Origin of the sequence: Paenibacillus sp. FSL H7-0716, from assembly GCF_038002705.1 — a bacterium.
In the GTDB taxonomy this organism is placed as follows: domain Bacteria; phylum Bacillota; class Bacilli; order Paenibacillales; family Paenibacillaceae; genus Paenibacillus_AQ; species Paenibacillus_AQ odorifer.
In genome coordinates, this window is sequence record NZ_JBBODA010000019.1 from 1 (window position 1) to 23083 (window position 23083).

Sequence of the window (23083 nt, forward strand, 5' to 3'; positions counted from 1 at the left end):
AAATGAACGGTATAACTCCCGTATAATTGGTCGATTCAGCTGGAAATGGCGAAATGAACGGTAGAACTCCCGTACATTATGCTGATCCAGCTGGAAGTGCCGAATTGTACGGTAAAATTCCCGTACAATTGGTCGATCCAGCTGAAAGTGGCGAAATGAACGGTATAACTCCCGTACAATGCGCGGATCCAGCTGGAAACGCCGAAATGAACGGTAGAATTCCCGTACAATGCGCGGATCCAGCTGGAAGTGGCGAAATGAACGGTAGAATTCCCGTACAATGCGCGGATCCAGCTGGAAGTGCCGAATTGTACGGTAAAAATCCCGTACAATGCGTTGATCCAGCTGGAAACGCCGAAATGAACGGTAGAATTCCCGTACATTATGCTGATCCAGCTGAAAGTGGCGAAATGAACGGTAAAAATCCCGTACATTCAGCCACATGTTATGTAACCCAAGAGACAACACCATAATGGTGTCGTCTCTTGGGTTTTTTCGGCGCTAAACGGATCTGATAACGCAGATCCGTTCAGCTTAAGTAAGATAAGATCGAAAATAATTAATTTTAGTTCCATAAATGGAAACAAATGTGATATTATGGCGATATAGAGCCCATACTTCATGGATGACCTGCCTAGCTTGGTTCCTCCTGAGGATCGGCTCTGATTTTTTTATGAGGAAGGTGGTGTGGCCCGAGCGGTATCGGGGAACAGGAAGAAACGAAGCCATAAGGTTCGAACCTAATTCAGAAGGGAGAATCGTAGCGATGAAAAAAGGAACTCTTTTGAAAGCGCTTAATTTTGTTTTGGTTTTATGTTTGCTTGTACCTGCGTATTGGGCTGCACCCGCACATGCGGAGAACACGCTTATTCAGCAAAGCGATTTTGAAGATGGCACTGTTCAGGGTTGGAGTGGACGTGGGGAAGTTGAGGTGCTTACAGCCAAAACAGATGCGGCACGCAGCGGCACATATGGCCTGGAGGTAAGCGGCCGAACAAAAACGTGGCATGGACCTTCACTGGATGTGACTAGCCAGCTGGAAGTGGGACAAACTTATGTGTTTATTGGATGGGTGAAGCTGCCTGCCGGATCATCTAACGCGAATATCTATATGTCATTGCAGCGGACATTACCTTCTACCATTCATTATGATAATTTGACCTTTGGTGCAGTGACAGCGAACGGTTGGGTGAAGCTTCAGGCGCAGTACAAGCTATTGGAGCCGGCAGATCAACTTTCTATCTATTTTGAAGTGCCGGGTAGCGCGACAACTTCTTTTTATTTGGATGATTTTCGATTGGAAAAGCTACCGGATCTCGGTCCAATTGTCATCGAGGATGCGATTCCTTCGCTGAAGGATGTGTTTGCAAACAAATTTCTGATCGGCTCGGCGTTTACGAATAGTGAGCTGCTGACAGCTCCGGATCGGCAATTGTTGGCCAAGCATTTTGATAGTGTGACGCCAGGAAATGTTCTGAAATGGGACAGCACGGAGCCGCAGGAAGGTGTGTTTAATTTCGCTGAAGCTGACACGGCAGTAGCTTTTGCTACCGCAAATGGACAGCAGGTACGTGGACATACCCTGGTCTGGCATTCGCAGACACCGGATTGGGTATTCCGTGACGCCAATGGTAATTTGGTCTCCAAAACAGTGTTATATGAGCGGATGAAGAGTCATATTAAGACCGTTATGGAACGTTATAAAGGTGAAATCTATGCTTGGGATGTCGTCAACGAAGTGATTGACACTTCGCAATCTGATGGCATGCGCCGCAGCCTGTGGTACCAGATCGCGGGTGAAGAGTATATTGAGAAGGCGTTCCAGTTCGCTCATGAAGCTGATCCTAACGCAAAACTATTCATCAATGACTACAATACGCATGAGCCAGCCAAAAGCCAAGCACTATACAATCTGATTGTACGACTTCAGGCTAAAGGGGTTCCTATTGACGGAGTAGGGCATCAAACGCATATCAGCTTGTATTATCCTTCGCTCTCTGAAATCGAGAATTCGATTATCAAATTCAAGGCTTTAGGGCTGGAAACTCATATTACTGAGCTGGATATTAGTGTGTATTCAGATAATTCTCAAGCCTATGAGACCTTCCCAGATCATTTGAAGCAGCGCCAAGCGGCTTTATACAAATCATTATTTGAGATCTTCCTGCGGCACACGGATACGGTCACGAATGTCACTCTCTGGGGGAAGGATGACAGTAATACTTGGCTGCGCACCTATCCGGTAGCCCGTAACAATTGGCCTTTATTGTTCGATGAGCGCCTACAGTCCAAGCCAGCTTATTGGTCTGTATTGGAGACAGTGGCAGCTCCCGTAGTTCCAGCAGCTCCTGCTAACTTGAATGCAGCTGCAGGCAATGGGCTCGTGAATCTTAGCTGGAGCACCTCGGCGGGCGCAACTTCCTATACGGTGAAACGGTCACTTACGAGTGGTGGCCCCTATACCACTCTGACTACGGCTGCCGGGACGAGCTATAGCGATGCGGCGGTTAGCAACGGAACGACTTATTATTATGTTGTGAATGCTGTCAATAGTGCGGGTACGAGCAGCAATTCTGTACAAGCGATGGCTACACCGCAAGGCTCGGGGCCTGTCGAACCGGTCACCGGGCTTGCAGTGGCGTATCGGGCAGCGGATACTAACCCAAATGACAACCAGATGAAGCCCTATTTTAATATTAAAAATAACGGCACAACTGCAGTCGATCTTAGCGAGCTGAGCATCCGTTACTGGTATACGATCGACGGAGACAAGCCGCAATCCTTTTTCTGCGATTATGCCCAGATCGGCAACAGCAAAGTAGCAGGTAGCTTTGTAAAGCTGGACACGTCTCGAACGGGAGCAGATTACTATTTGGAAGTGAAATTCAACGCAGGTGCGGGCATGCTTGCCGCTGGAGGAACTTCCGGGGATATTCAGACCCGGATACACAAGACAGATTGGAGCAATTTTAACGAGGCCAATGATTATTCGTTTAATTCACTTCAGACCGCTTATGCGGATTGGAACAAGGTGACCCTTTATCGGAACGGAGTGCTGGTATGGGGAACAGAGCCGCAATAGCGCAACTAGGGGAACTGGGCTTTAATTGTGCCGTTTTTAATTTTTAGGGAAACCCTCCCTGAAAATAGCTGTTTTATGCTGGTTACTTAGCTTTTCAGGGAAATTCTCCCTAAATATCGCCTGAATACCACTATTATGAGCAAATTGGGGTGAATTTGCGGGAGGTTTTCCCTGATTGCATGTGTGAGGGCAATAAACCAAAGAAAATCAGGGAGGAATTCCTTAATCAAGCATCACGTTTGCTGCAAATAGAGGAGTTATGCGAAAAAGTAAGCCTAGTCGCCAAAAACATGGTGACTAGGCTGGCTTCATTTTTGCCCAGCTGTGGCAAATACTTTTTAAAAGTTATATTGCGCCTGATGCAGACGGCTGTAAATTCCACCAGCATGGACTAATTCCTCATGTCTGCCTTGCTCAGCGATTCCTTCTTCATTCACGACCATAATCCGGTCGGCATTTTTGATCGTCGTCAAACGGTGAGCGATAACGAGTGTGGTTCTGCCTACGGACAGATCAGCCAGGGATTGCTGAATCGCGGCTTCGGTCTCTGTGTCCAGCGCGGAAGTAGCTTCATCCAGAATCAGAATCGGCGGATTCTTGAGGAACATGCGAGCGATAGCCAGGCGCTGCTTTTGTCCACCGGACAGCTTCACACCGCGCTCCCCGATGACTGTCTCCATTCCATCTGGCAGATTCTGAATGAGCTCCTCCAGATGAGCACGTCGCGCAGCTTCCCAGATTTCAGGCAGCTTTGCATCCAGTTTCCCATAGGCGATATTCTCGCGAATCGTCCCGGAGAACAGGAAAACATCCTGCTGCACGATCCCGATTTGTTTGCGCAGCGATTCCAGCTTCATGTCACGGATATCGATGCCATCAATCGTGATGGCCCCGGCTGTGACATCATAGAAGCGCGGAAGCAGGCTGCAGATTGTTGTTTTGCCTGCGCCGGACGGCCCAACAAAGGCAATGGTTTCGCCAGCCTTTACGTTAAGGCTTATATTTTGCAGAACCGGACGATTCTCTTCGTATCCAAAAGATACATCCTGGAATGTAATATCACCGCGCAAAGCGTTGATCTCCACGGCATCCGGTTTGTCACTGATGTCAGGTTCCGTGTCAATGATCTCCAGATAACGTCTGAAGCCGGCAATTCCTTTAGGATAACTTTCGATCACTGCATTGATTTTCTCGATAGGGCGGAAGAAGATATTCGACAACAAGATAAACGCCACAAATTCACCGATTTGCAGCTCGCCATTGATGAAGAACCATGCGCCGCAGATCATCACCAGGATAGTAATGAGGCGGGTCATCATATAGCTGACGGACAAGCTTCTAGCCATGATTTTATAAGCCATAAGTTTTGTTTTGCGGAACATTTGATTATCTACTGCGAATAAGTCTTGTTCATGCTGCTCATTGGCAAAAGATTGCACGACCCGAATTCCACCGACATTGTCTTCGATACGGGCATTGAAACTGCCTACATTTCCAAATAGCTGGCGATAAGTTGAAGTCATATTGCGGCCGAAGTAGATGATTACCCAAGCCATAATTGGAACGATAATAAAAGTAATGATCGCCAGCTTCAGATTAATATCAGCCATTAGGAGAAAGGCTCCGACAAGGGTCATAATTGCAATAAATACATCCTCAGGACCGTGATGCGCCACTTCGCCGATATCATTTAAGTCATTGGTGATCCTTCCGATTAGATGGCCTGTTTTATTATTATCAAAGAATCGGAACGAGAGTTTCTGAATATGGTCAAACATTTTTTTGCGCATATCAGTTTCGATATTTATGCCCAGCATGTGACCCCAGTAAGTGACAATATACTGCATCACTGTATTTAAGGCGTAAATCGCCAGCAGCGCAACACAAGCGATAAGAATAAGCGGCCAATCTTGACCAGGAAGTAAATCATCAATAAATTTATTGACGGCTACCGGAAAAGCCAGTTCTAGCAGTCCCGCAAAAACAGCGCAGGAGAAATCCAATATAAATAGTTTTCTATACGGACGATAGTAGGAAAAAAACCTTCGAAGCATTCTGTTCACTCTTTTCTGTGGTTTAAATATGAGTCCAATTGAAATTAATTCTCAACTACCCGATGATATGGATACTAAAGATGGTCAGCGGTTTTGTCAATAATTCGGGTATAAAATTACTTAAGGGTTGTAACTTCTAATAGAATAGTAGATGATGGTTCATAGTGTTTAAAATATTTCAAATCCTTGACAAGCTCTGTGCTTGGCGGGGTTATTTGTTTGTAATTTAGGAGGATACACGATGAAAGCTTCACAAAGCGAAGGACACATTCAGAAAAATAGCTTAATGGACAGCAAATATGATCGCTGGCTGCTTGTGCTGGGAATTATTTTTATCGCTGCAGCGCTGCGGGCTCCATTTACTTCTGTGGGTCCATTAATACAATTGATTCAGGATGACCTCGGCTTATCCAATACTCTAGCAGGAGCTATTACTACTTTACCATTATTGGCTTTTGCCATCTTGTCCCCGTTTGCTCCAAAGCTGGCCCGCCGTTTTGGTTTAGCTAATGTGTTATTAGTTGCCATGGTCATGCTGGCTATGGGAATTCTAATTCGCTCGGGATCTGGAGCAGGTCTGTTATTCACAGGTACTGCTATACTTGGATTATCCATTGCCGTGTGTAATGTACTGCTTCCAGGTCTTATTAAAGGGAAGTTTCCTCACAAAATCGGGCTAATGACAGGTATCTACACGGTTTCTATGAATTTATGCGCAGCTATTGCCTCAGGAATTAGTGTACCGCTGGCAACGAATGCTGGATTCGGTTGGAGAGGGACCTTGGCCATCTGGTTTATGATCGCAGCTCTAGCAACAGTGTTCTGGATTCCGCAAATGCGTAAGCTTAATCAAGGAACCGGCTCTAAGCGTGCAGCCTCAAGCAAAAATATGTGGCGTTCATCTCTTGCTTGGAAAGTCACGATCTTTATGGGCTTACAGTCACTCCTTTATTACGTCTTTATTGCCTGGTTTTCGGTTCTCCTCGGTGAACGGGGAATGTCGTCGAGTAATGCGGGTTGGTTTCTCTCGCTCATGCAATTGGCACAGCTACCCTTTACTTTCTTCGTACCGCTGTGGGCAGGCCGGATGAAGAACCAACGTATTCTAGTTATAATCACTGCTGTTCTTTATTTCATCGCATTAGGTGGCATCTGGCAAGGCAGCGGCGCTTTAATGGCTGTCTGGGCGGTATGCTTTGGTATTGCCGGAGGATTTGCCTTCGGTCTTGCGATGATGTTCTTCAGTCTAAGAACAAGAAGCACGCAAGAAGCGGCGGAGCTGTCAGGAATGGCCCAATCTGTGGGTTATGTACTGGCAGCAATGGGACCGGCATTATTCGGCTGGCTGCATGATGTAACGAACAGCTGGACAGTGCCATTGATTTTACTGCTGGGTGCAAGTGTGCTGTTGATGGTTGTCGGACTTGGCGCTGGCAGTGATCGATATGTTGGAGATAGAAAATAGAATCTCGTGTAAAAAGAGTGTACTAACGCGTACTAAGCGCCAGTGCACTCTTTTTTTGGTTATTGAACAAGGGCAGTAATTCTCATCTATATTAGCTTCGTTTGTAAGCAACAACCCGGATTCTGCGATAGTCCATTACCCAGCGGCCGTCCTGATATAGCGTGGGTTTCAGTTTCTGTTCCATAGAAGAGAGAACTTCTGCGCGTTCAGTGGGTGTGAGCACACTTAAGATTCCATCGGCAAAAGTATTCAACCACCGCTGAAATCCTTGCTCCAAGCCTTCCAGTGGTGTTGGCCGGTCAAAACAAAGAGCGAGGTCCACGGTCAGTCCGTGCTTCTCTAGTAGAGTTGCGTACTCGCCAATGCTTGGGAAGTACCAGGGCAAATGCAGCTTATGACTACAGCCAATGGCTGCAAAAGCTTGTGGAAGGCCAGCGACGATGGAAGCAATATTGCCCAGTCCACCGAACTCGGCCACGAAACGGCCGCCTACCCGCAAGCTGGCAACGATGGACGTCGCCGCTCCGTTTGCGTCTGTTAGCCAGTGAAGGGCAGCGTTGCTGAACACAGCATCGACTGGCTGTTCCGCGACATAAGTTTGCCCATCAGCTAAGACAAAGCTTAGATGGGAATGTTTGTCACGGGCTGTCTGAATCATTTCGGCAGAGGCATCAATACCTGTCACAGTGGCGCCACTAGCAGCTATGGCTGCCGCCAAATCCCCGGTTCCACAGCCCCAATCGATAATCTGTTCGCCAGGCTGTGGGTGAAGCAGCTCAATCAAAGATTCTCCAAACTGAGATACAAAGGCCATATCAGTATCATAGGTTTGGGTATTCCACTGCTGGTTCATAAGTATTCATCCTTTCTATTGATAGATTATTCAGACATCTCCGTCATAACGCCATACTTTATCTATGTTGTACCATATGAGATCTTATAATAGAAATATATAAACTGAATAATATTGATTGGTTGTGCCTATGAGTATGAGGCTAGGCGAGTAAAATTGTACCTCTGACTGTTATCCGAGGGTATGTCCCCTAAGCTTGGCATCTGCTGGCAAAAATATAGCTAGGAGCCCAAGCAGTGGCAGGTAAGCACATAGATGGATGACGAAGGAAACATCCGTTTGATCGATTAGCCAGCCCATGATAACAGAACCGAGTCCAGCCAAGCCAAATGCCAGACCGAAAAACAAGCCGGATACGGTCCCAATTTTGCCAGGTAATAATTCCTGGGCGTATACAATAATTACCGAGAAGCCGGACATGAGGATGCCGCCAATCAGGCCACAAAGAATAAAAGACCAGAAAGGTGTAGCATAAGGTAACAGTAATGAAAAAGGTGCTGTACCCGCTATGGAAAACCAGATAATTTTTTTGCGCCCAAAGCGGTCGGCAAGCGGTCCGCCGAGTAAAGTGCCGAGTATACCTGCAAATTGCAAGACAAACAATGGGATCTGTGCATCTTCGAACGGTCGCTGGAAACGTTCTATGTAATAGAAGGAATAGTATCCGGTCATGCTGGCGATATATACGAATTTGGAGAACAGCAATACGATCAATAAGCCAATCGCCAGTGCGACGAAGCCACGTGAATGCTTTACAGCCACTTTTGTGGTCTTGACTGTCTTCGGTGTCTCTAGCTGCTGCTTATACCAACGGCTGACTGCGTACTGTAAAGCGATGCCAAGTACAGCAGCAAAGGCAAACATAATTAGCCCTTTTGTGCCAAAAGGGATGACGAGAAAACCAACAGCGAGCGGAGCCAGAGCTTGACCGGTATTGCCTCCGACCTGAAACACAGATTGGGCCAGACCACTGCCTTTGCTGGCAGTCAGATGAGCTACGCGGGATGATTCCGGGTGCAGCACGGAGGAACCGATACCAAGCAGCATGGCTGATATGAGTAGTCCGGCAAAATGTGAAGAATAAGCCATACCAATTATGCCAATTAGAGAGAACAACATACCACCCGGCAGCAGCAGTGGCATGGGACGTTTGTCTGTTATACTGCCGATGAACGGCTGCAATATGCAGGCGGTAACGTTGAGCATAAAGGCAATCCAGCCAACCTGAACAAAGCTGAGGCCAAGCGTCTGCCGCAGTAATGGGAAAACTGCTGGAACAGCAGACTGCATCGCGTCATTTAACAGATGTGCGAGGGTCACGCCAATCAAGGCATAGACAGAGTACGAGCGGGCCGCTGCCAAGGCAGGGCTTGATGCGATTTTCATAGGAACCATCCTTTACCGATTGTCTTATTTGGTAGCTTAGCGTACGTCTGATTGATCTGTCGTCGCGATTGGTGCTGTTCTTCTGAGCATTTTTTGCTATACTGAACTCGGGTGAGTGACCATGCAAATACACATGACGACTCCACGGATTGAATTGTGGAGAATTGAGAATAGCTTCGCCAACGAAAAACATTGCCACGACAATATGTATCAGATTACCGTACCTGTTTACGGTTCTTGTGCTTTTGATTTGGAGAATCGTTCTTATCAATTGAGAAGGGGAGAAGCCCTGATCCAGTACCCGCATGACAGACATTCGTTTCAGATCGGAAACGGAGATGGTGTGGTGATCATCCAACTGAAGAATCTTCCTGAGATTTGGGAACTTGACCGCCCCTGGGAGCCTGTGATGAAGCAATATTTGAATGTCGACGAACTGCTTCAGCATCACCGTAAATGGAATCTGACCCTTTGCTCAGCGGATCGGTTAGAGACGGGCTTGATCGAAGAGACGGAAGCTGAGGTTTTGGGTTATCTATCCCAAGTCTTACAGGGCAATCACCAGACCGACTTGAATACCCCATTAAAGAAGGCCCCTTTGGACTGTGACGATCCTCATCTTGTCAGGGTGCTTGAGTATATGCGGGATTGTTATATGAAGCCCGTTTCAATCGATAAGCTTGCGGGAATTGCGGGTATGAGCCGGTACCATTTCATCCGTACTTTCAAAGCCCAAATAGGGTATTCTCCGTATCAATACATGTTGGTAATCCGAGTTGATGAGGCGAAACGGCGCCTTCGCTCTACGAGGCAGACTGTGACGGATATCAGCTTAGATGTAGGATTTGCGAGTCCAAGCCAGCTTTACCGTACCTTCCAGAAATTCATGGGCGTTTCGCCTGAACAATATCGCCAGCAACAAGCCTATTTGATTTAAATAGGTGAGAAGCCCTTAGTTTGTTTATGTGTTATATGAAACTAATATAAAAACCTTGCGTTTTAAGTGCAGAGGGAGTATAGTATTATGTACAGGCGGTTTTGGACGCCAGTTACATAATATGCGGTCATGGCGGAATTGGCAGACGCGCTGGCTTCAGGTGCCAGTGGTAGCAATATCGTGGAGGTTCGAGTCCTCTTGACCGCATCCTATCAACAAAAACAGGTTTCTGATTTACCTATTCAGGTAGATTGGAAACCTGTTTTTTTATTGAATCATGGTCGAGTTCATCTTCAAAAAATACTTACTTAGCTAAGTATTGATATTCGCCGATTACTATGTTATTATTTTCACAATCTTAAGGAGGAGGTAATACATATGTTGACTACTTTTAAAGCGACAGCTAAAAAACTGCCTAATGGAATGCAAGTTGAAACGAATTCTAGAGGTTTTAAGATTATTATGGACGAACCAGAGGATTTGGGGGGGACCGATGTTGGTTTGAATCCCGTCGAGGCATTATTGTGTGCTTTTGGTGCATGTCAGTCCATTGTCGCTAGTGCCTTTGCAGACGCTAACGGTTTTAGCTTCGAAGAATTTTATGTTGAACTTGAAGGAGACTTAGATCCGGATGGTTTCATGGGTCTTGCAGATGTGAGAAATGGTTTCCAAGAAATTCGTTTTGTTATGCATTTTAAAACCAACGAAAGCCAAGAAAAAGCAGATGCTTTTGCGGACTTTATCGAGAAGACATGTCCTGTTGGAGATTGTCTTGCTAACGGTGTGAAGCTGGTAAAAGCAGGCGTAGTCATTCACTAATACATTCGCTTGAGGGGGCTCTTTATGAGACCCCTCAAGGATATGAGGAGCTTAACGATGGAAATAAAAATGTCTATGATTCCAGGTGGGAAAAAGGGGAAAGCAGGCAAGATAAATGTAAATATCGGTGACAAGATATCTGCAGGAGATACCTTGGTACAGATTGAAACTGGAAAAGGCAACAGATCAATTGAAGCGGCAGAAGAGGGCATTATTATCAATATATTATTTGAAGAGGGTAGCGAGATTGCCTCAAATCAAGTCTTATTTGAAGTAAATCCGATCCAGGATGAGGCTCCGGTTCAATCATCTATCCCACAACCTGCAGTCGCCGTGCAACAAACACATGCTATAAACCCTGACTTGCTTATCATTGGAGCAGGGCCAGGAGGTTACGTTGCCGCTATTTATGCAGCAAAAAAAGGACTTCAGGTAGCGATGATTGAGAAAGAAGAATTAGGAGGTACCTGCTTAAATGTTGGCTGTATCCCTACAAAATCTTTAGTCAAATCATCTGAAATCTGTCATAACATAAAAAATTCCTCTTTGTTTGGTATAACAACAGGCTCTGATCTTCAAGTGGATATGAAGCAGGTTATTCGTCGTAAAAATGAAGTCAAAGAGAAATTGGTCTCCGGCGTTGGTTATTTAATGGAAAAAAACGGTGTTCAGGTGGTTCGCGGCCACGCTTCGTTCCTATCGGCGCATGAAGTGAAGGTAACCGGCGAAAATAGTTACCATATTTCAGCAAAAAATATCATTGTGGCAACAGGCTCGAAGATTTCCAAGGTGAATATCCCAGGAATTGATCTGCCATTTGTAATGAACAGTACTGAAGCGCTCACCTGCGATGAGTTACCAAAGGTGATAACTATCATCGGTGGCGGGGTTATCGGCATGGAATTCGCCTTTATTTACCGTAACTTAGGAGTTGAAGTTCATGTTGTAGAATTTATGGACCGTCTGCTTACAATGCTGGACAGTGATATTTCGGTAGAAATTATGTGTTTAGCACAGCAGGCTGGGATTCATATTCACACCAACTCCAAGGTTTCTAAAATCCAACGTGCGGATGATGGTCAGGCGATTGTAACCTATGAGAATAGTGAGGGTGAGCATCTGCTTGTTAGTGATAAAGTATTGGTCGCTATTGGACGCGAGCCTAACCTAGAGGGTCTGGATATCGAAAAAGCAGGTATTCAACTAAATGAACGTGGTAAAGGTATTGCCGTTGATAAACAAATGCGTACGAATGTAGAGAATGTGTTTGCGATTGGCGATGTAACCAACATTGTACAGCTTGCTCATGTTGCTTCACATCAGGGCATTACAGCTGTAAACACCTTACTCGGCGAATCCCAAGATATGCATTATTCCGCAGTACCGAATGTAATTTTCACCTCTCCTGAGATTGCCAGCGTCGGGCTGTTGGAAGATGAATGTAAGGAGAATGGGCTGGACTATCGTGTGAGTAAGGCATCTTTTGCAAGTAATGGAAAAGCATTGACTATGAATGAACCGGAAGGTTTTATCAAATTAATCAAAGATAATGGCTCCGGAAAGATTGTGGGAGGGTCTATCATTGGTCCCGATGCGTCTTCTCTGATTAGTAGTCTCACACTTGCGATTGCCAATGGGCTTACGGAACAACAGATTACACAGACAATCTTTGCCCATCCAACTACTGGGGAAGTAATTCATGAAGCTGCATTCGGTTTAGGAATTGGGGCGTTGCATCAAGGATAAGTTGTTCTATGTATCTCGGGAGACGGATCCCCTACTGCAGCCTAAATAAATAAACTATTTGATCGCTTGAAAAGTATGTTCAGCTTCCTTAATATATTTTGCTATAATAAATTAGAAAAGAGTTGATTATTTTAAGATAAAACAGTTGGGATTGGTTGGTGTAAACATTGTTTAATTTAGATGACTGTATGGCCTTTATTGCAAACCGTAGTGCAAAAATATTCGCGGAAGCCTTGGAAAAGGAATTTCGGCCGTATAATATGACCCGGAGCCAATGGATTGCGATGTATTACATCTATACCAGTGAATCCATTACCCAGAGAGAACTAGCAGATAAAATGTCTATAAAAGAGCCCAGCGTAGTCAGGCTGCTTCAAAAACTAGAATCTGAGGGTTTCTTGCATCGCTCTGGCACCCATGCGGATAAGCGAGTCAAGCAGTTGGAATTGTCAGATAAGGGAGTACAGATCTATCTCGATTTACTGCCAGTTGCCGAAAAGTTTAAAGATGATACGATCACCAATATTTCCGAACAGGATCTTCAAACGTTTAAAAATGTACTAGGTGTCATGGTTGAAAATGCCTCAAAAGAGAGACCATAAAAAACTATGCAGAACAAAATAAAGAATAGGTCAGGTTGGGTATGTTCTTTTTTTACATATCTTATCTGGCCTATTTTTTTGTATACACTTGTGTAGTTTTAGTATATGTACGAACATTGTCCGCCATAATCAGATGGTTGAAACGGTAAATTTGTTTAGAACATCAAAGTATCAAAGGCGAATCTTGTGGGGGAGTACCTATATATTCAGAGCGTTGATTGGACTATTACCCCGTCACGAAAGCTTATTGAATAGTGTCTGCTAACGGACTGTAGTGTCTGCTAAGTGTAGTGTCTGCTAACGGACCGTATGGCCGTTATTATTGATATTTGGCACATTTTACAGGGGTTTCGGACTGCATAGTGCTTATTGCTAAGGAATCGTGTGAAAAGCGAGTGTTTGGTGACGAATAGCTGCATCTGAGTCCGAACGTAAGCTAAAACACGCTATTTTTCGGAAATAGCTGCATTTGAGTCCGATACATCATAATGAGGAAGGAATAGTTGCCACGGTGGGAGTAACTAGCTGCTGAGTGGTGGACATCCAGATGAGCAGCATACATGCAAATAAATTAGTTTTCGTGCAAATAAACAGCGTCCATCTAATCAGCAGCATTCATGCGGAGACCATCTATCCGTCAAATAGCAACGCTCCAAAATCCGTCCTAAGTTAATTGCTAGGCGTTTTCTTGTTGCGCTCATGATCGCTGCGATGAAAAAAATGGGTGTTTTTGTATTGACAATTATATCGGCTTCCGTAATAATGGTATTACGGAAGCCGATATATCGACAACAGTAATAGAATGGGGATGAAAGGATGCCTGAAAGCACAGAAAGAGGCGCATTAACTGAAGCTGTATTTTATATCTTATTGTCTCTATATACAGCAATGCACGGATACGCAATTATGCAGAATGTGAAGGACTTAAGTAACGGTCGGGTTGATCTCGGCGCGGGCACTTTATACGGAGCACTTAACACTTTACTGGAAAAAGGCTGGATAAAAGCAGTGGAAGGAGAGCAAGGTTCCCGCAGAAAAGAATATGAAATTACCGGCTTAGGAAAGTCAGTGATTCAGGGAGAGATTATCCGTCTGGAAGAATTGATAGCCAATGGTAAGAGAATAGCTGGAGGTGAGTCCAAATGAAACATGTGGTTCGCAAGCTGATTTGGGATTATGAGAAGGAAGAAAAGTGGCTTAATGAAATGTCTGCGAAGGGGATGGCTCTATCAGAATTATCCTGGTGCAAATATGTGTTTACAGAGACTCCCAATAATGAGTACACGTATAGAATTGAGCTTTTAGATAACTTGCCGGATCATACGGATAGCATCAAATATCTCAAGTTTTTAGAGGAAAACGGTATAGATTGTGTTAGTACTTACATGCGCTGGGTTTACCTTAGAAAGAAGTCAGTGGAAGGTCCGTTTGATATTTACACAGATCTGGAATCCAGAATAAAACACTATAAGCGAATCAACAGGTTATGGAAATCTGTAATGTGGCTAGAGTTGATTTTAGGTCTATTTAATGTGATGATTGGTGTAATAAATTATTCTTTCTCATCACAGAATCTCAGTATGGTAAACGTAATAATGGGCGGAATGTTGATTTTGTTAGGTCTCGCTTTTTTAATTCTTGGTGCACCTATCCGTAAGAAAATTAAGAAGCTTCAACTGGAAAATTTGATAATAGAATAGGACTTTAGAGTTGTAACATGCACACACGGCAAGTTTCCTTTTCAGAGGGAGACTTGCTGTTTATTTTTGCGGAGTTTTACTGCGAAATTTACCAGTCTATCATTTAGGACTCAACTATCAAGCTTATTTACCGAAAAAAAGGTATACTGAAATTATTACAAGTTTGTTAATATAGTCCCCCATTTTCAAAAGAGGAGGCTTACAGGTGTCTGATTTTCTTTTTAAACAGCTATACTTACGGTCTTCTATCGGGATTGCGGTAGTCTCTCCGAAGGACGGGACGTTATTACAATCGAATCCTGCGCTATGCCAAATGTTTGGTTATGCAGAAGAAGATCTTTTGAATATAAATTATCTGGATCTTGTGTATCCGGAAGACAAAACTAATAACGATCATTCCGTTATCCTGAACGATTTGCTAGCTGAGCCTGGGACTGCATTGGAGAAAGAACGGCGGTTCTTGCGTAAGGATGGCGATATCATCTGGGTAGCCCAACATATATTTTTAATCTATCAGGAGAATTCTAGTGAACCCTATGTCCTGATTTCTGAGTTAACGGATATCACTGACCGAAAACTTGCTGAACAAAAGATTCAGGAAGATGAGCAGTTATATAATTTGATTACGAAAAATACACCGGATATGATTTCTTTTGGTGATCCTGACGGGACACTGCATTACGTATCTCCCTCAGTGGAGCTGCTGTTAGGTTATTCTGCACAAGAAATGATAGGTACCAAAAGACCCGAGTATTATCACGTAGATGATGCTCTAGAGATGATTGAACAAGGTAAGATATATTCCGATACGGACGTATTTACTCGTAGAGCCCGTCATAAAGATGGACATTATTTGTGGATCGAGAGTTCTTCCCAAGTGGTACGTGATGAGCAGGGGACCGTTAAACAGATATTAACCATTGGTCGCGATATTACTCAGCGCAAGAAATACGAGGATATGCTGGCTAAAGCTCAACACCTTGCGAAGATGGGATCCTGGGAATGGGACATGACAAAATCACGCCTGACGGTTTCCAGAGAGATGCGTAATATTTTTGGCTTTTTGGAAGATGAGAGCAATCATTCTTATTTTGATTACAGACGTGTTTTTGCTTGCATTGATCCTGACGATTTCATCAGACTTGAACGGTTAGTACATCAATCCATGGAGAATGGGACTAATGGCGAAGCAACGGTCCGTATTCATAGTGCGGATGGAGAGCTGAAGTTTCTGGATGCGCACTGGGAAGTGATTACGGATGAAGAAGGAAGACTGCTGCAAATCAGCGGGATAGCCCAGGATGTCACCGAACGTCAACGAATGGAAGAACAACTGCGGGAAAGTGAGCAGAACTATCGTCTGATCTCAGAAAATTCTATGGACTTCATTTCACGTAATGCAGCGGACGGGAGCTTTACCTATCTGTATGCCTCACCCATCTGCCAGACTATGTTTGGCTATGCACCAGAAGAAATGTACGGAACTAGAGGGATTGATTACATACATCCGGAGGACAGAATCAAATTAACTTCATATCTCAGCAATTGTATGGAAGGGAAGAAGCTTGAGCCTGTTATTCTCCGGTTTATTTGCAAAGACGGAACCTGTATTTGGACAGAAACGACACTGCGGTATATTTACTCTGAGACCTGCGGGAATCAGGAGCTTGTCTGTGTAACCCGCGACATTGGGGAACGTACGCGTCATTTTGAAGAAATACAGAAATTAAGTAACGAGTATGCCTTGATCTTGAATTCGGTCTCTGAGGGCATATTTGGGATGAACCTTGAAGGCAACACGATGTTCATTAATCCAGCAGCCATTACTATGTTGGGTTTCGATCCTACTGAGTGGGGAAACAGCAAATTTCATGCGATTCACCAGACCTGGCTGGATAACGAGTCTTTTACAGGAATTCAGAAGACGCTGCTTCCTTCGCGCTCCAATAATCTCACTATTGAAGATAGGGAGGGTGTGTTTTGGAGGCAGGATGGTTCAAGCTTTTTAGTCAGATATCGAATGACCCCACTGTTTGATGGTGATGAACGGATTGGGGCGGTTGTCGTCTTTCGTGATATCACGGAGGAGAAGGAGATTGTGCGGGCGAAGGAGTCTGCCGAGGAAGCGGACCGGGCAAAATCGGAGTTCCTAGCGATCATGAGCCATGAGCTGCGTACGCCTATGAACGGTATTATTGGGATGGCTGATCTTTTATCTGGGACGGAGCTGGATGAAGAGCAAAGCTACTACACACAGATCATTAACAAAAGCGGAGAGGCATTGCTTCATATTCTGAATGAAGTGCTGGATTTCAGCAAAATTGAAGCAGGCATGATGACGCTTGAACTGCAAATGGTGGATTTGCATGAAGTGATACAGAACGTTTGTGAACTGTTTTATCCGAAGGTTAAGGAGAAAGGGCTTTTACTTACTAGCGAGTTATCTCCTGAGCTTCCAGCCGTCATCATGACTGATGGGGCGAGATTGCGTCAAATTCTCGTAAATCTGGTTGGGAACGCAGTGAAATTTACGGAGACAGGTGAAATCAGTATCTCTGTTATGTTAGAAGCCTCAGAGGCATCCGGAAATCTTATCGTGAAATTTATCGTAAAAGATACAGGGTTGGGGATTCCAGTTTCCAGCCAAGGTCTATTATTTCAATCCTTCTCGCAATTGCATCCGTCGATCAATCGTAAATATGGCGGAACAGGGCTTGGACTTGCCATAAGTAAAAAGCTGGCCGAGCTTCTTGGCGGATCTATCGGTGTCAATAGCTGTGAGGATGAAGGCTCGGAGTTTTATTTTACAGTGGAGGTCTCTCTACCCAAAGAGGAATGGGATCAGAAAGTGACCGTCAACGCCTCAACAGATGTGGTCAGAAATGATAAATCTGCTGTTAAAGAGTTAACTGCCGGTGAGTATGGACCGATGTCCATTCTTATTGCGGAAGATCATCCTGTGAATCAGCAGCTTATGCAGGCTTATCTGAAAAAGAGGGGATATGTTCCTGACCTCGCTTTAAATGGTGAGGAAGCGGTTCGGGCCGTGCTTTCCAATCATTATGATTTGGTATTTATGGATATTCAGATGCCTATTATGGATGGAATAGAAGCAACGGGAATCATACGTGAGAAGCTTGGACTGACTCCAATCATCATTGCGGCTACAGCCTTTGCAAGAGATGAAGATAAGATGATGTGTCTTAGTGCTGGAATGCAGGATTTCATTTCTAAACCCATCTCGATAAAAGAGCTCGACCGGGTATTAAGAGAATGGTCTGCCCAAATTCGTTTAGGTGAGCATCATTGACAAATAGGGTTATGATTAATATATTGATATTAATCGTAATCATTACGTATATTATTTGTCATGAAAGGATTCTTACCTTGTTAACAATGAAGCGCGGGGATATTTTAATTATTGTGATAGCCTTGTTAGCTGCGGGCTTGATTTATGGCATGAAGTGGTGGGACAGCAGCAATGAGCAATATCAGCAAGGGGATTTGAAAGCTATAATTACGGTGGACGGTAAAGAGTACAAAACCGTTTCTTTGACTAAAGAAGAACAAATTATAGATATTCAAACGAAATTCGGCCACAATACGCTAAAGGTGTTTGATTATGGAATCCAAATGACCTATTCTGATGCTCCCTTAAGAATTGCTTTGGAAATGGGGTTCATCTCAAGACCCAAACAGCAAATTATCTGTATTCCAGCTCGTATTATGGTAGAAGTATTTAATCCTAATATGTCTGAGCATGATGAGGATGAGCTAGATGCGATTATTTAGTAATCTTAGTTGAGCCTTCTAGCTCCTTCCATGCGGTGATAGAGTCAGGACTGGTGTAGATGTAAGGTGTTGCGGGTTGTTTGACAGGTGTAATAGACTCTGCACTAATTTGCATAATTTCTTGACCTTTATAGGGAACAACTTGAAGCTTGCCCCGGACCTCTATCCAGGTATCGGTAGGCGGGCTTTTTAGTGTGCCCGAATCCACTAATATCCCAAAAGGTGTAGCATCGGCAGTACAGCATTGGACCAGAAATCTACCTATGGCAAAAGAATTCTCTGAATGTTCACCTTGATCACGATATAAAAAGCCGGAAATAGTAATTTCTTTGCCTGCAAATTGTTGTTTGTACAGGTCAAGCGCACCTAAAGTTTCGGAGAAAATCGCTGAATAAACTGGGACCACAGGTTGTGCATAAAGGATCTTGGCCAGCTCAGTAAGCTCCTCATGGTAAGGATCAATGGACTCGAATCTCGCGGAATTTTTAGCTTCAGTGGGCAAGGAGGATAGGGAGATTCCTTTTTTAGCGGCAGCCATACTTCCTAAAGCGCGATCCGGAAGAAGAAATCCAAGCAGCAGTGGAAAAAGGAATAATCCATATAGCGCTGTACTTTTGAAAAAAGAATGTGGGAGCCGATGCTCGCAGTCACAGAGAACACTGCCTTTGCCAAATAAAGCCTGTACGGCCAGACTGAGCGCCATAAGTGTTAGCGGGATTGGGCATAATTGAACCCAGCGTGCCAGTTTAGGAGCTACATAATAATGCAAAGCGTCCTGCTGTACCAGATGCCCGATATAGAGGGCGAAAGCGAGCAGAATGACCGCCCTTAACAAATAGTGAAACCGGATGCTACGAGAGTCATTCATGCTCTATCCTCCTACCCATGTTGTAAGCAACAGCTTACCATTTCTATGAATTACATCCACAAGGACATGAATACCGCCCCAATAAACACGCTTGCGAAGATCAGAAAGAACAAATAAAGAGCGAATTTGGTCTTAAACAGTGAGAGCAACATCAATGAATTTTTGAAATCCAGCATGGGTCCGAATACCATAAAAGCGAGCAGAGCCCCCGATGGAAAAGAATGTACGAAGGTGGAAGCTACAAAGGCATCTGAGGTGGAGCAGAGCGAAAGTACAAATGCTAGTCCCATCATGAAAAAATATGAACCCAGCGGTTTAGCTCCGATCGCAGCCAGACTGTCTTGAACCATAAATGTCTGAATGCCAGCGGTTAATAAGCAGCCGATCATTAAATATTTTCCCATCTCAAAAAACTCATCTGAGGTATGGACGAAAACAGCGGCTATTTTTCCCCCACGAGAATTATTCTGATGAGCTTCCCCCGTTTCACGCTGAACATTTAGGCGGATGGGAGATTTTTTGACCGTTGCGTAGATTATCAAGCCTATGAGACAGGCTACAGCAAAAGCCAGACCCATACGGGCATAGGCCAGCTCCGAGTGGCTGCGAAATGCTGTCATGGTTGCCCCATAGACAACAGGATTTAGGATCGGTCCGGACAAAATAAACACGATAGCCACGTAAACAGGCATACCTTTATGGATAAGCCGGCGGACGAGCGGGATCATTCCACATTCGCAGACCGGAAAAATAATTCCGAGCAGACATGCGAACAGAATGGCCGGAAGAGGTCGCCGCGGAATCCACCGGGAAATCATTTCATCCGGGATAAAGACGCGAAGCAGTGAAGATAACAATGCTCCTGCTAATACAAACGGCAAGGCTTCCAGTAATATGCCGATAAAAGCGGTTTTGAAGGTGTCGATGTACGCATTATCCAGCAGCTCCAGATGATTCGGCAGCCATACAAAACCAATGATAATCAGGAACGAGATCGGGAGGAGCAACGGCAGTATTTTTAATGGTGAAAAGGTAGTCAAAACTCGAATAAGGCGGACCACCGATCTGCCAGCTGTTCTTCATCTATATTCATCCCGATGAACACCACATAAGGCATACCAGGATAACGAGAGGCTTCCCAGGTAGTACGCATCCCCGCATATTGAACAAGCTGAACCGGCTCCTGTTCGGACAAAAGAATATGCCCCTTGGCACGTAATAGGTTGTCACCCCATTCTTGGAAGAAGGCCTCTAGGCGTTCTTTAGAAGGCATGGTTGTCCTTACCTGCGGAATGGTTAACGTGATGGCTGTTACCTGCGAGAAAGAAGCATGCTGCTCCTCATGCAGCTCTTTTACAGCGGTTCCCCCATGCTCTGAATGCATTTGTTTCAGTGATGCTCCTTTGAAGGTTTGAGGCGCTCGTTGTGGAGCCGGAGCTATGATTTTACGTGGGATAATTCCTGACAATATCGGAGAGAGGTTGATTTCACTGTAATGGGTGTACACAATTTCAGCCTCCGTATTTTGTTTACGAACTCCTTTTTCAATTCGCCATAAGGTTTCCGGTTCTACGAGATCACTTTTATTAACGACAATAAGATCAGCTGTGGAGAGCTGCTTACGCAGGGTTCGAACGAGCTGTTTGTCAGAGGAGAGTCTGCTGTTATATTCCAGAGCATTTTCCGCATCTAACAGAGTGATAGTATAGTGCAGCTCCACCAGATCCTGTAGAGGGGTTTCCTGCAGCGTTTTGGCGATTTCTTCAGGATCGGCGACGCCGGTCAACTCCATATAAATGGCATCTGGACGTCCTCTCAGCAGCACCATCAGGCTATCTGCCAAATCCTCTTTGCGACTACAACATACGCATCCGTCCAGCAGTTTAGTTACAGCTGTACCGGTATGCTCTTGCAAAATATACCCGTCCACATCTCGTTTGCCCAGTTCATTCATTACTACTCCTGGATTCAGCCCTCTTACCTTGCTCTCTTTCAGCAGGGACAACAGCAGAGTTGTCTTCCCGCTCCCCAGAAACCCACTCAAAATAATTACTGGTATCTTCATGATCTCCACTCCTGCCTGATTCTCTAGGAATTACAAGAATCATATTTTTTATAATTCCATCTATACGTAATTTGTCCACCAGAAAGACCACAAAATTAAGAGAGTTGAAATTTTTACAAGATCATAGTTGACAGATTGTGAATAAACCGTGTACGATGTGTTAATCGTAATTATTACGATTTAATCAAAAGGAGATGGAAACGATGAGAGTAATCATTACTTTGGCATGTACGGAGACAGGAGATCGCAACTATACCACTACCAAGAATAAACGAAATCATCCAGGGCGTATGGAAATGAAAAAATATTGTCCACGCCTAAAAAGAGTAACCTTACATCGCGAAACCCGTTAAGGGCGGAGGCTTTTAATCTTGATTTTATAAACGATAGGAGTGGTATAGATGAAAAAGCTCCCTGTTACCGTGCTCAGTGGATATTTGGGCTCTGGGAAAACAACGCTGCTGAATCATATTTTGCACAACCGTGACGGGCTTAAAGTAGCTGTTATTGTAAATGACATGAGTGAAGTGAATGTGGATGCGAATCTGGTGAAGTCCGGAAATACGCTTTCTAGAACTGAAGAGAAATTGGTTGAGATGTCCAATGGTTGCATCTGTTGTACACTTCGTGATGATTTGATTGTCGAAGTACAAAAACTGGCTGCGGAAGGGCGATTTGATTACATCCTGATTGAATCCTCAGGCATTAGCGAACCTGTACCAGTGGCACAGACCTTTACCTATGCCAATCCCGAGTTGGATATTGATCTGACTTCGCTGGCTCAATTAGACACGATGGTGACTGTTGTGGATGCTGGGCGTTTCTGGCATGACTTCTCCTCAGGTGATAGTCTGATGGACCGCAACCAAACGGCTGGCGAAGGGGATTTCCGCGATATTGTGGATCTGCTTATTGATCAGATCGAAACTTGTGATGTCTTGCTGCTTAATAAGTGCGATCTGTTGAAAGAAGATGAACTCAACAAGCTTGAAGCTGTGCTGCGTAAACTCCAGCCGTCTGCTAAGCTGATCCGTACAATTAACGGCGTAGTAGATCCGAAGGAGATTCTTAATACCGGATTGTTTGATTTTGAGAAAACAAGCTTATCCTCTGGTTGGATCGCGGAGCTGAATAAAGAAACCCATACCCCTGAGACGGAGGAATACGGGATTTCTTCTTTCGTCTATCGCCGGAGAACACCGTTCCACCCGCAAAGATTAAGTTTTTTCTTTAGCAACTGGCCGGAAGAGGTCGTTCGGGCAAAAGGGGTGGTATGGGTAGCGGCAAAAGGCGATCTTGCAGCTACTATAAGTCAGGCAGGACCTTCCATTCAGTTCGGTCCTGCTGGTTACTGGTTGGCTACAATGCCTAAGGATCAGCAGCTGGAGGTGCTGGAAAACGAACCTGAGCTGCGGGCGAAATGGGACGAGCAGTGGGGCGATAGAATAAATGAAGTCGTATTTATCGGTGTAAATATAGATCAGGCACAACTCGAAGCCAGATTGGACAGATGTCTGCTGACAGCGGAGGAGCTGAAGCAGGATTGGACAAAGTTTAACAATCCACTTCCGTGGCCTGTTGAAGAACTCCTTGCGGCTGCTGAGGAATAGATACTTAGTAAATTAACGGTGGAAATCCGGAATCCAGAAGGTGGGATTCCGGATTTTTGTTGTATGCAAAAGAGGCCTAATAGTTATTATTACGATTAATTTTT

General features: G+C 44.6%; 19 protein-coding genes and 1 tRNA gene. 14 read left to right on the top strand and 6 right to left on the bottom strand.

The features are described from left to right. Positions 1-53 precede the first annotated feature (53 nt). Together MHH60_RS21300 and MHH60_RS21305 are read left to right on the top strand one after the other, a co-directional pair. Positions 54-473 carry a hypothetical protein gene (locus MHH60_RS21300; RefSeq protein ID WP_076133676.1) on the top strand — a complete coding sequence of 140 codons (420 nt, stop codon included), beginning with the start codon at positions 54-56 and terminating at the stop codon, positions 471-473. Between the two features lie 293 nt (positions 474-766). Then, on the top strand, positions 767-3082 hold the full coding sequence (locus MHH60_RS21305) for an endo-1,4-beta-xylanase (RefSeq protein WP_076133675.1): 2316 nt from the start codon (positions 767-769) through the stop codon (positions 3080-3082). A gap of 338 nt (positions 3083-3420) precedes the next feature. Here the strand turns inward: MHH60_RS21305 and MHH60_RS21310 are convergent, their stop codons facing one another. Beyond that, entirely contained in the window at positions 3421-5136 is a 1716-nt protein-coding gene (locus MHH60_RS21310; protein WP_076133674.1) for an ABC transporter ATP-binding protein, read from the bottom strand. A 286-nt stretch (positions 5137-5422) separates the two neighbouring features. On the opposite strand from MHH60_RS21310, the gene MHH60_RS21315 reads away from it, so the two are divergent. Beyond that, positions 5423-6601: a CynX/NimT family MFS transporter gene (locus MHH60_RS21315; protein WP_232061515.1), complete on the top strand. Its 1179-nt coding sequence runs from the start codon at positions 5423-5425 to the stop codon at positions 6599-6601. Positions 6602-6692: 91 nt separating this feature from the next. On the opposite strand, the gene MHH60_RS21320 is transcribed toward MHH60_RS21315, so the two are convergent. Both MHH60_RS21320 and MHH60_RS21325 read right to left on the bottom strand, forming a co-directional pair. Then, a complete protein-coding gene (locus tag MHH60_RS21320; RefSeq protein WP_076133672.1) occupies positions 6693-7454 on the bottom strand; it encodes a methyltransferase domain-containing protein in 762 nt (253 codons plus the stop codon). 171 nt (positions 7455-7625) lie between these two features. Beyond that, positions 7626-8840: an MFS transporter gene (locus MHH60_RS21325; RefSeq protein ID WP_076133671.1), complete on the bottom strand. Its 1215-nt coding sequence runs from the start codon at positions 8838-8840 to the stop codon at positions 7626-7628. Between the two features lie 121 nt (positions 8841-8961). Between MHH60_RS21325 and MHH60_RS21330 the strand changes: the two genes are divergently transcribed. The 9 genes from MHH60_RS21330 (at position 8962) to MHH60_RS21370 (ending at position 18436) form a co-directional block, all read left to right on the top strand. Next, a complete protein-coding gene (locus MHH60_RS21330; protein WP_076133670.1) occupies positions 8962-9777 on the top strand; it encodes an AraC family transcriptional regulator in 816 nt (271 codons plus the stop codon). Positions 9778-9900: 123 nt separating this feature from the next. After that, positions 9901-9984 (top strand) — tRNA-Leu (locus tag MHH60_RS21335). Between the two features lie 171 nt (positions 9985-10155). Then, a complete protein-coding gene (locus MHH60_RS21340) occupies positions 10156-10596 on the top strand; it encodes an OsmC family protein (RefSeq protein ID WP_076133669.1) in 441 nt (146 codons plus the stop codon). 57 nt (positions 10597-10653) lie between these two features. Then, positions 10654-12342 (top strand): dihydrolipoyl dehydrogenase, encoded by a 1689-nt coding sequence (lpdA, locus tag MHH60_RS21345; RefSeq protein WP_076133668.1) that lies wholly within the window; start codon positions 10654-10656, stop codon positions 12340-12342. 188 nt (positions 12343-12530) lie between these two features. Beyond that, complete coding sequence (locus MHH60_RS21350; protein ID WP_248549275.1) at positions 12531-12944, top strand: MarR family winged helix-turn-helix transcriptional regulator; 414 nt, start codon at positions 12531-12533, stop codon at positions 12942-12944. An 816-nt stretch (positions 12945-13760) separates the two neighbouring features. Beyond that, positions 13761-14090: a PadR family transcriptional regulator gene (locus MHH60_RS21355; protein WP_076133666.1), complete on the top strand. Its 330-nt coding sequence runs from the start codon at positions 13761-13763 to the stop codon at positions 14088-14090. Beyond that, positions 14087-14644 carry a DUF2812 domain-containing protein gene (locus MHH60_RS21360; RefSeq protein ID WP_076133665.1) on the top strand — a complete coding sequence of 186 codons (558 nt, stop codon included), beginning with the start codon at positions 14087-14089 and terminating at the stop codon, positions 14642-14644. Before MHH60_RS21355 ends, MHH60_RS21360 begins: the two co-directional genes overlap by 4 nt. 205 nt (positions 14645-14849) lie before the next feature. Further along, positions 14850-17954 carry a PAS domain S-box protein gene (locus tag MHH60_RS21365; RefSeq protein WP_076133664.1) on the top strand — a complete coding sequence of 1035 codons (3105 nt, stop codon included), beginning with the start codon at positions 14850-14852 and terminating at the stop codon, positions 17952-17954. 86 nt (positions 17955-18040) lie between these two features. After that, on the top strand, positions 18041-18436 hold the full coding sequence (locus tag MHH60_RS21370) for a NusG domain II-containing protein (protein WP_076133690.1): 396 nt from the start codon (positions 18041-18043) through the stop codon (positions 18434-18436). Here MHH60_RS21370 and MHH60_RS21375 read toward each other — a convergent pair. Genes MHH60_RS21375 through MHH60_RS21385 form a run of 3 tightly spaced genes read right to left on the bottom strand, consistent with a single transcriptional unit; the run spans position 18429 to position 21369 of the window. After that, the gene (locus tag MHH60_RS21375; RefSeq protein ID WP_076133663.1) at positions 18429-19304 is read right to left on the bottom strand and encodes a TIGR03943 family putative permease subunit; all 876 of its coding nucleotides are present in this window, start codon (positions 19302-19304) and stop codon (positions 18429-18431) included. The genes MHH60_RS21370 and MHH60_RS21375 overlap by 8 nt on opposite strands. A gap of 50 nt (positions 19305-19354) precedes the next feature. Continuing rightward, positions 19355-20344: a permease gene (locus tag MHH60_RS21380; protein WP_076133662.1), complete on the bottom strand. Its 990-nt coding sequence runs from the start codon at positions 20342-20344 to the stop codon at positions 19355-19357. Beyond that, positions 20341-21369, bottom strand: a complete 1029-nt coding sequence (locus tag MHH60_RS21385; RefSeq protein ID WP_036679372.1) for a CobW family GTP-binding protein — start codon at positions 21367-21369, stop codon at positions 20341-20343. Before MHH60_RS21385 ends, MHH60_RS21380 begins: the two co-directional genes overlap by 4 nt. A 203-nt stretch (positions 21370-21572) precedes the next feature. Here MHH60_RS21385 and rpmG point away from each other — a divergent pair, with 203 nt between their 5' ends. Both rpmG and MHH60_RS21395 read left to right on the top strand, forming a co-directional pair. Further along, positions 21573-21722, top strand: coding sequence for a 50S ribosomal protein L33 (rpmG, locus tag MHH60_RS21390; RefSeq protein WP_076098468.1), 150 nt, complete (start codon positions 21573-21575; stop codon positions 21720-21722). Positions 21723-21770: 48 nt separating this feature from the next. Then, positions 21771-22979, top strand: coding sequence for a GTP-binding protein (locus MHH60_RS21395; protein ID WP_076133661.1), 1209 nt, complete (start codon positions 21771-21773; stop codon positions 22977-22979). The last annotated feature ends 104 nt before the right edge of the window (positions 22980-23083 follow it).

What these genes read in the sequence shown, in the direction of transcription:
- MHH60_RS21395 (WP_076133661.1), top strand. Translation starts at nt 21,771, where the DNA reads ATGAAAAAGCTCCCTGTTACCGTGCTCAGTGGATATTTGGGCTCTGGG.
- MHH60_RS21325 (WP_076133671.1), bottom strand. Translation starts at nt 8,840, where the DNA reads ATGAAAATCGCATCAAGCCCTGCCTTGGCAGCGGCCCGCTCGTACTCT.
- MHH60_RS21375 (WP_076133663.1), bottom strand. Translation starts at nt 19,304, where the DNA reads ATGAATGACTCTCGTAGCATCCGGTTTCACTATTTGTTAAGGGCGGTC.
- MHH60_RS21340 (WP_076133669.1), top strand. Translation starts at nt 10,156, where the DNA reads ATGTTGACTACTTTTAAAGCGACAGCTAAAAAACTGCCTAATGGAATG.
- MHH60_RS21300 (WP_076133676.1), top strand. Translation starts at nt 54, where the DNA reads ATGAACGGTAGAACTCCCGTACATTATGCTGATCCAGCTGGAAGTGCC.
- MHH60_RS21305 (WP_076133675.1), top strand. Translation starts at nt 767, where the DNA reads ATGAAAAAAGGAACTCTTTTGAAAGCGCTTAATTTTGTTTTGGTTTTA.
- lpdA (WP_076133668.1), top strand. Translation starts at nt 10,654, where the DNA reads ATGGAAATAAAAATGTCTATGATTCCAGGTGGGAAAAAGGGGAAAGCA.
- MHH60_RS21360 (WP_076133665.1), top strand. Translation starts at nt 14,087, where the DNA reads ATGAAACATGTGGTTCGCAAGCTGATTTGGGATTATGAGAAGGAAGAA.
- MHH60_RS21385 (WP_036679372.1), bottom strand. Translation starts at nt 21,369, where the DNA reads ATGAAGATACCAGTAATTATTTTGAGTGGGTTTCTGGGGAGCGGGAAG.
- MHH60_RS21350 (WP_248549275.1), top strand. Translation starts at nt 12,531, where the DNA reads ATGGCCTTTATTGCAAACCGTAGTGCAAAAATATTCGCGGAAGCCTTG.
- MHH60_RS21310 (WP_076133674.1), bottom strand. Translation starts at nt 5,136, where the DNA reads ATGCTTCGAAGGTTTTTTTCCTACTATCGTCCGTATAGAAAACTATTT.
- MHH60_RS21355 (WP_076133666.1), top strand. Translation starts at nt 13,761, where the DNA reads ATGCCTGAAAGCACAGAAAGAGGCGCATTAACTGAAGCTGTATTTTAT.
- MHH60_RS21320 (WP_076133672.1), bottom strand. Translation starts at nt 7,454, where the DNA reads ATGAACCAGCAGTGGAATACCCAAACCTATGATACTGATATGGCCTTT.
- MHH60_RS21315 (WP_232061515.1), top strand. Translation starts at nt 5,423, where the DNA reads ATGGACAGCAAATATGATCGCTGGCTGCTTGTGCTGGGAATTATTTTT.
- MHH60_RS21330 (WP_076133670.1), top strand. Translation starts at nt 8,962, where the DNA reads ATGCAAATACACATGACGACTCCACGGATTGAATTGTGGAGAATTGAG.
- MHH60_RS21370 (WP_076133690.1), top strand. Translation starts at nt 18,041, where the DNA reads ATGAAGCGCGGGGATATTTTAATTATTGTGATAGCCTTGTTAGCTGCG.
- rpmG (WP_076098468.1), top strand. Translation starts at nt 21,573, where the DNA reads ATGAGAGTAATCATTACTTTGGCATGTACGGAGACAGGAGATCGCAAC.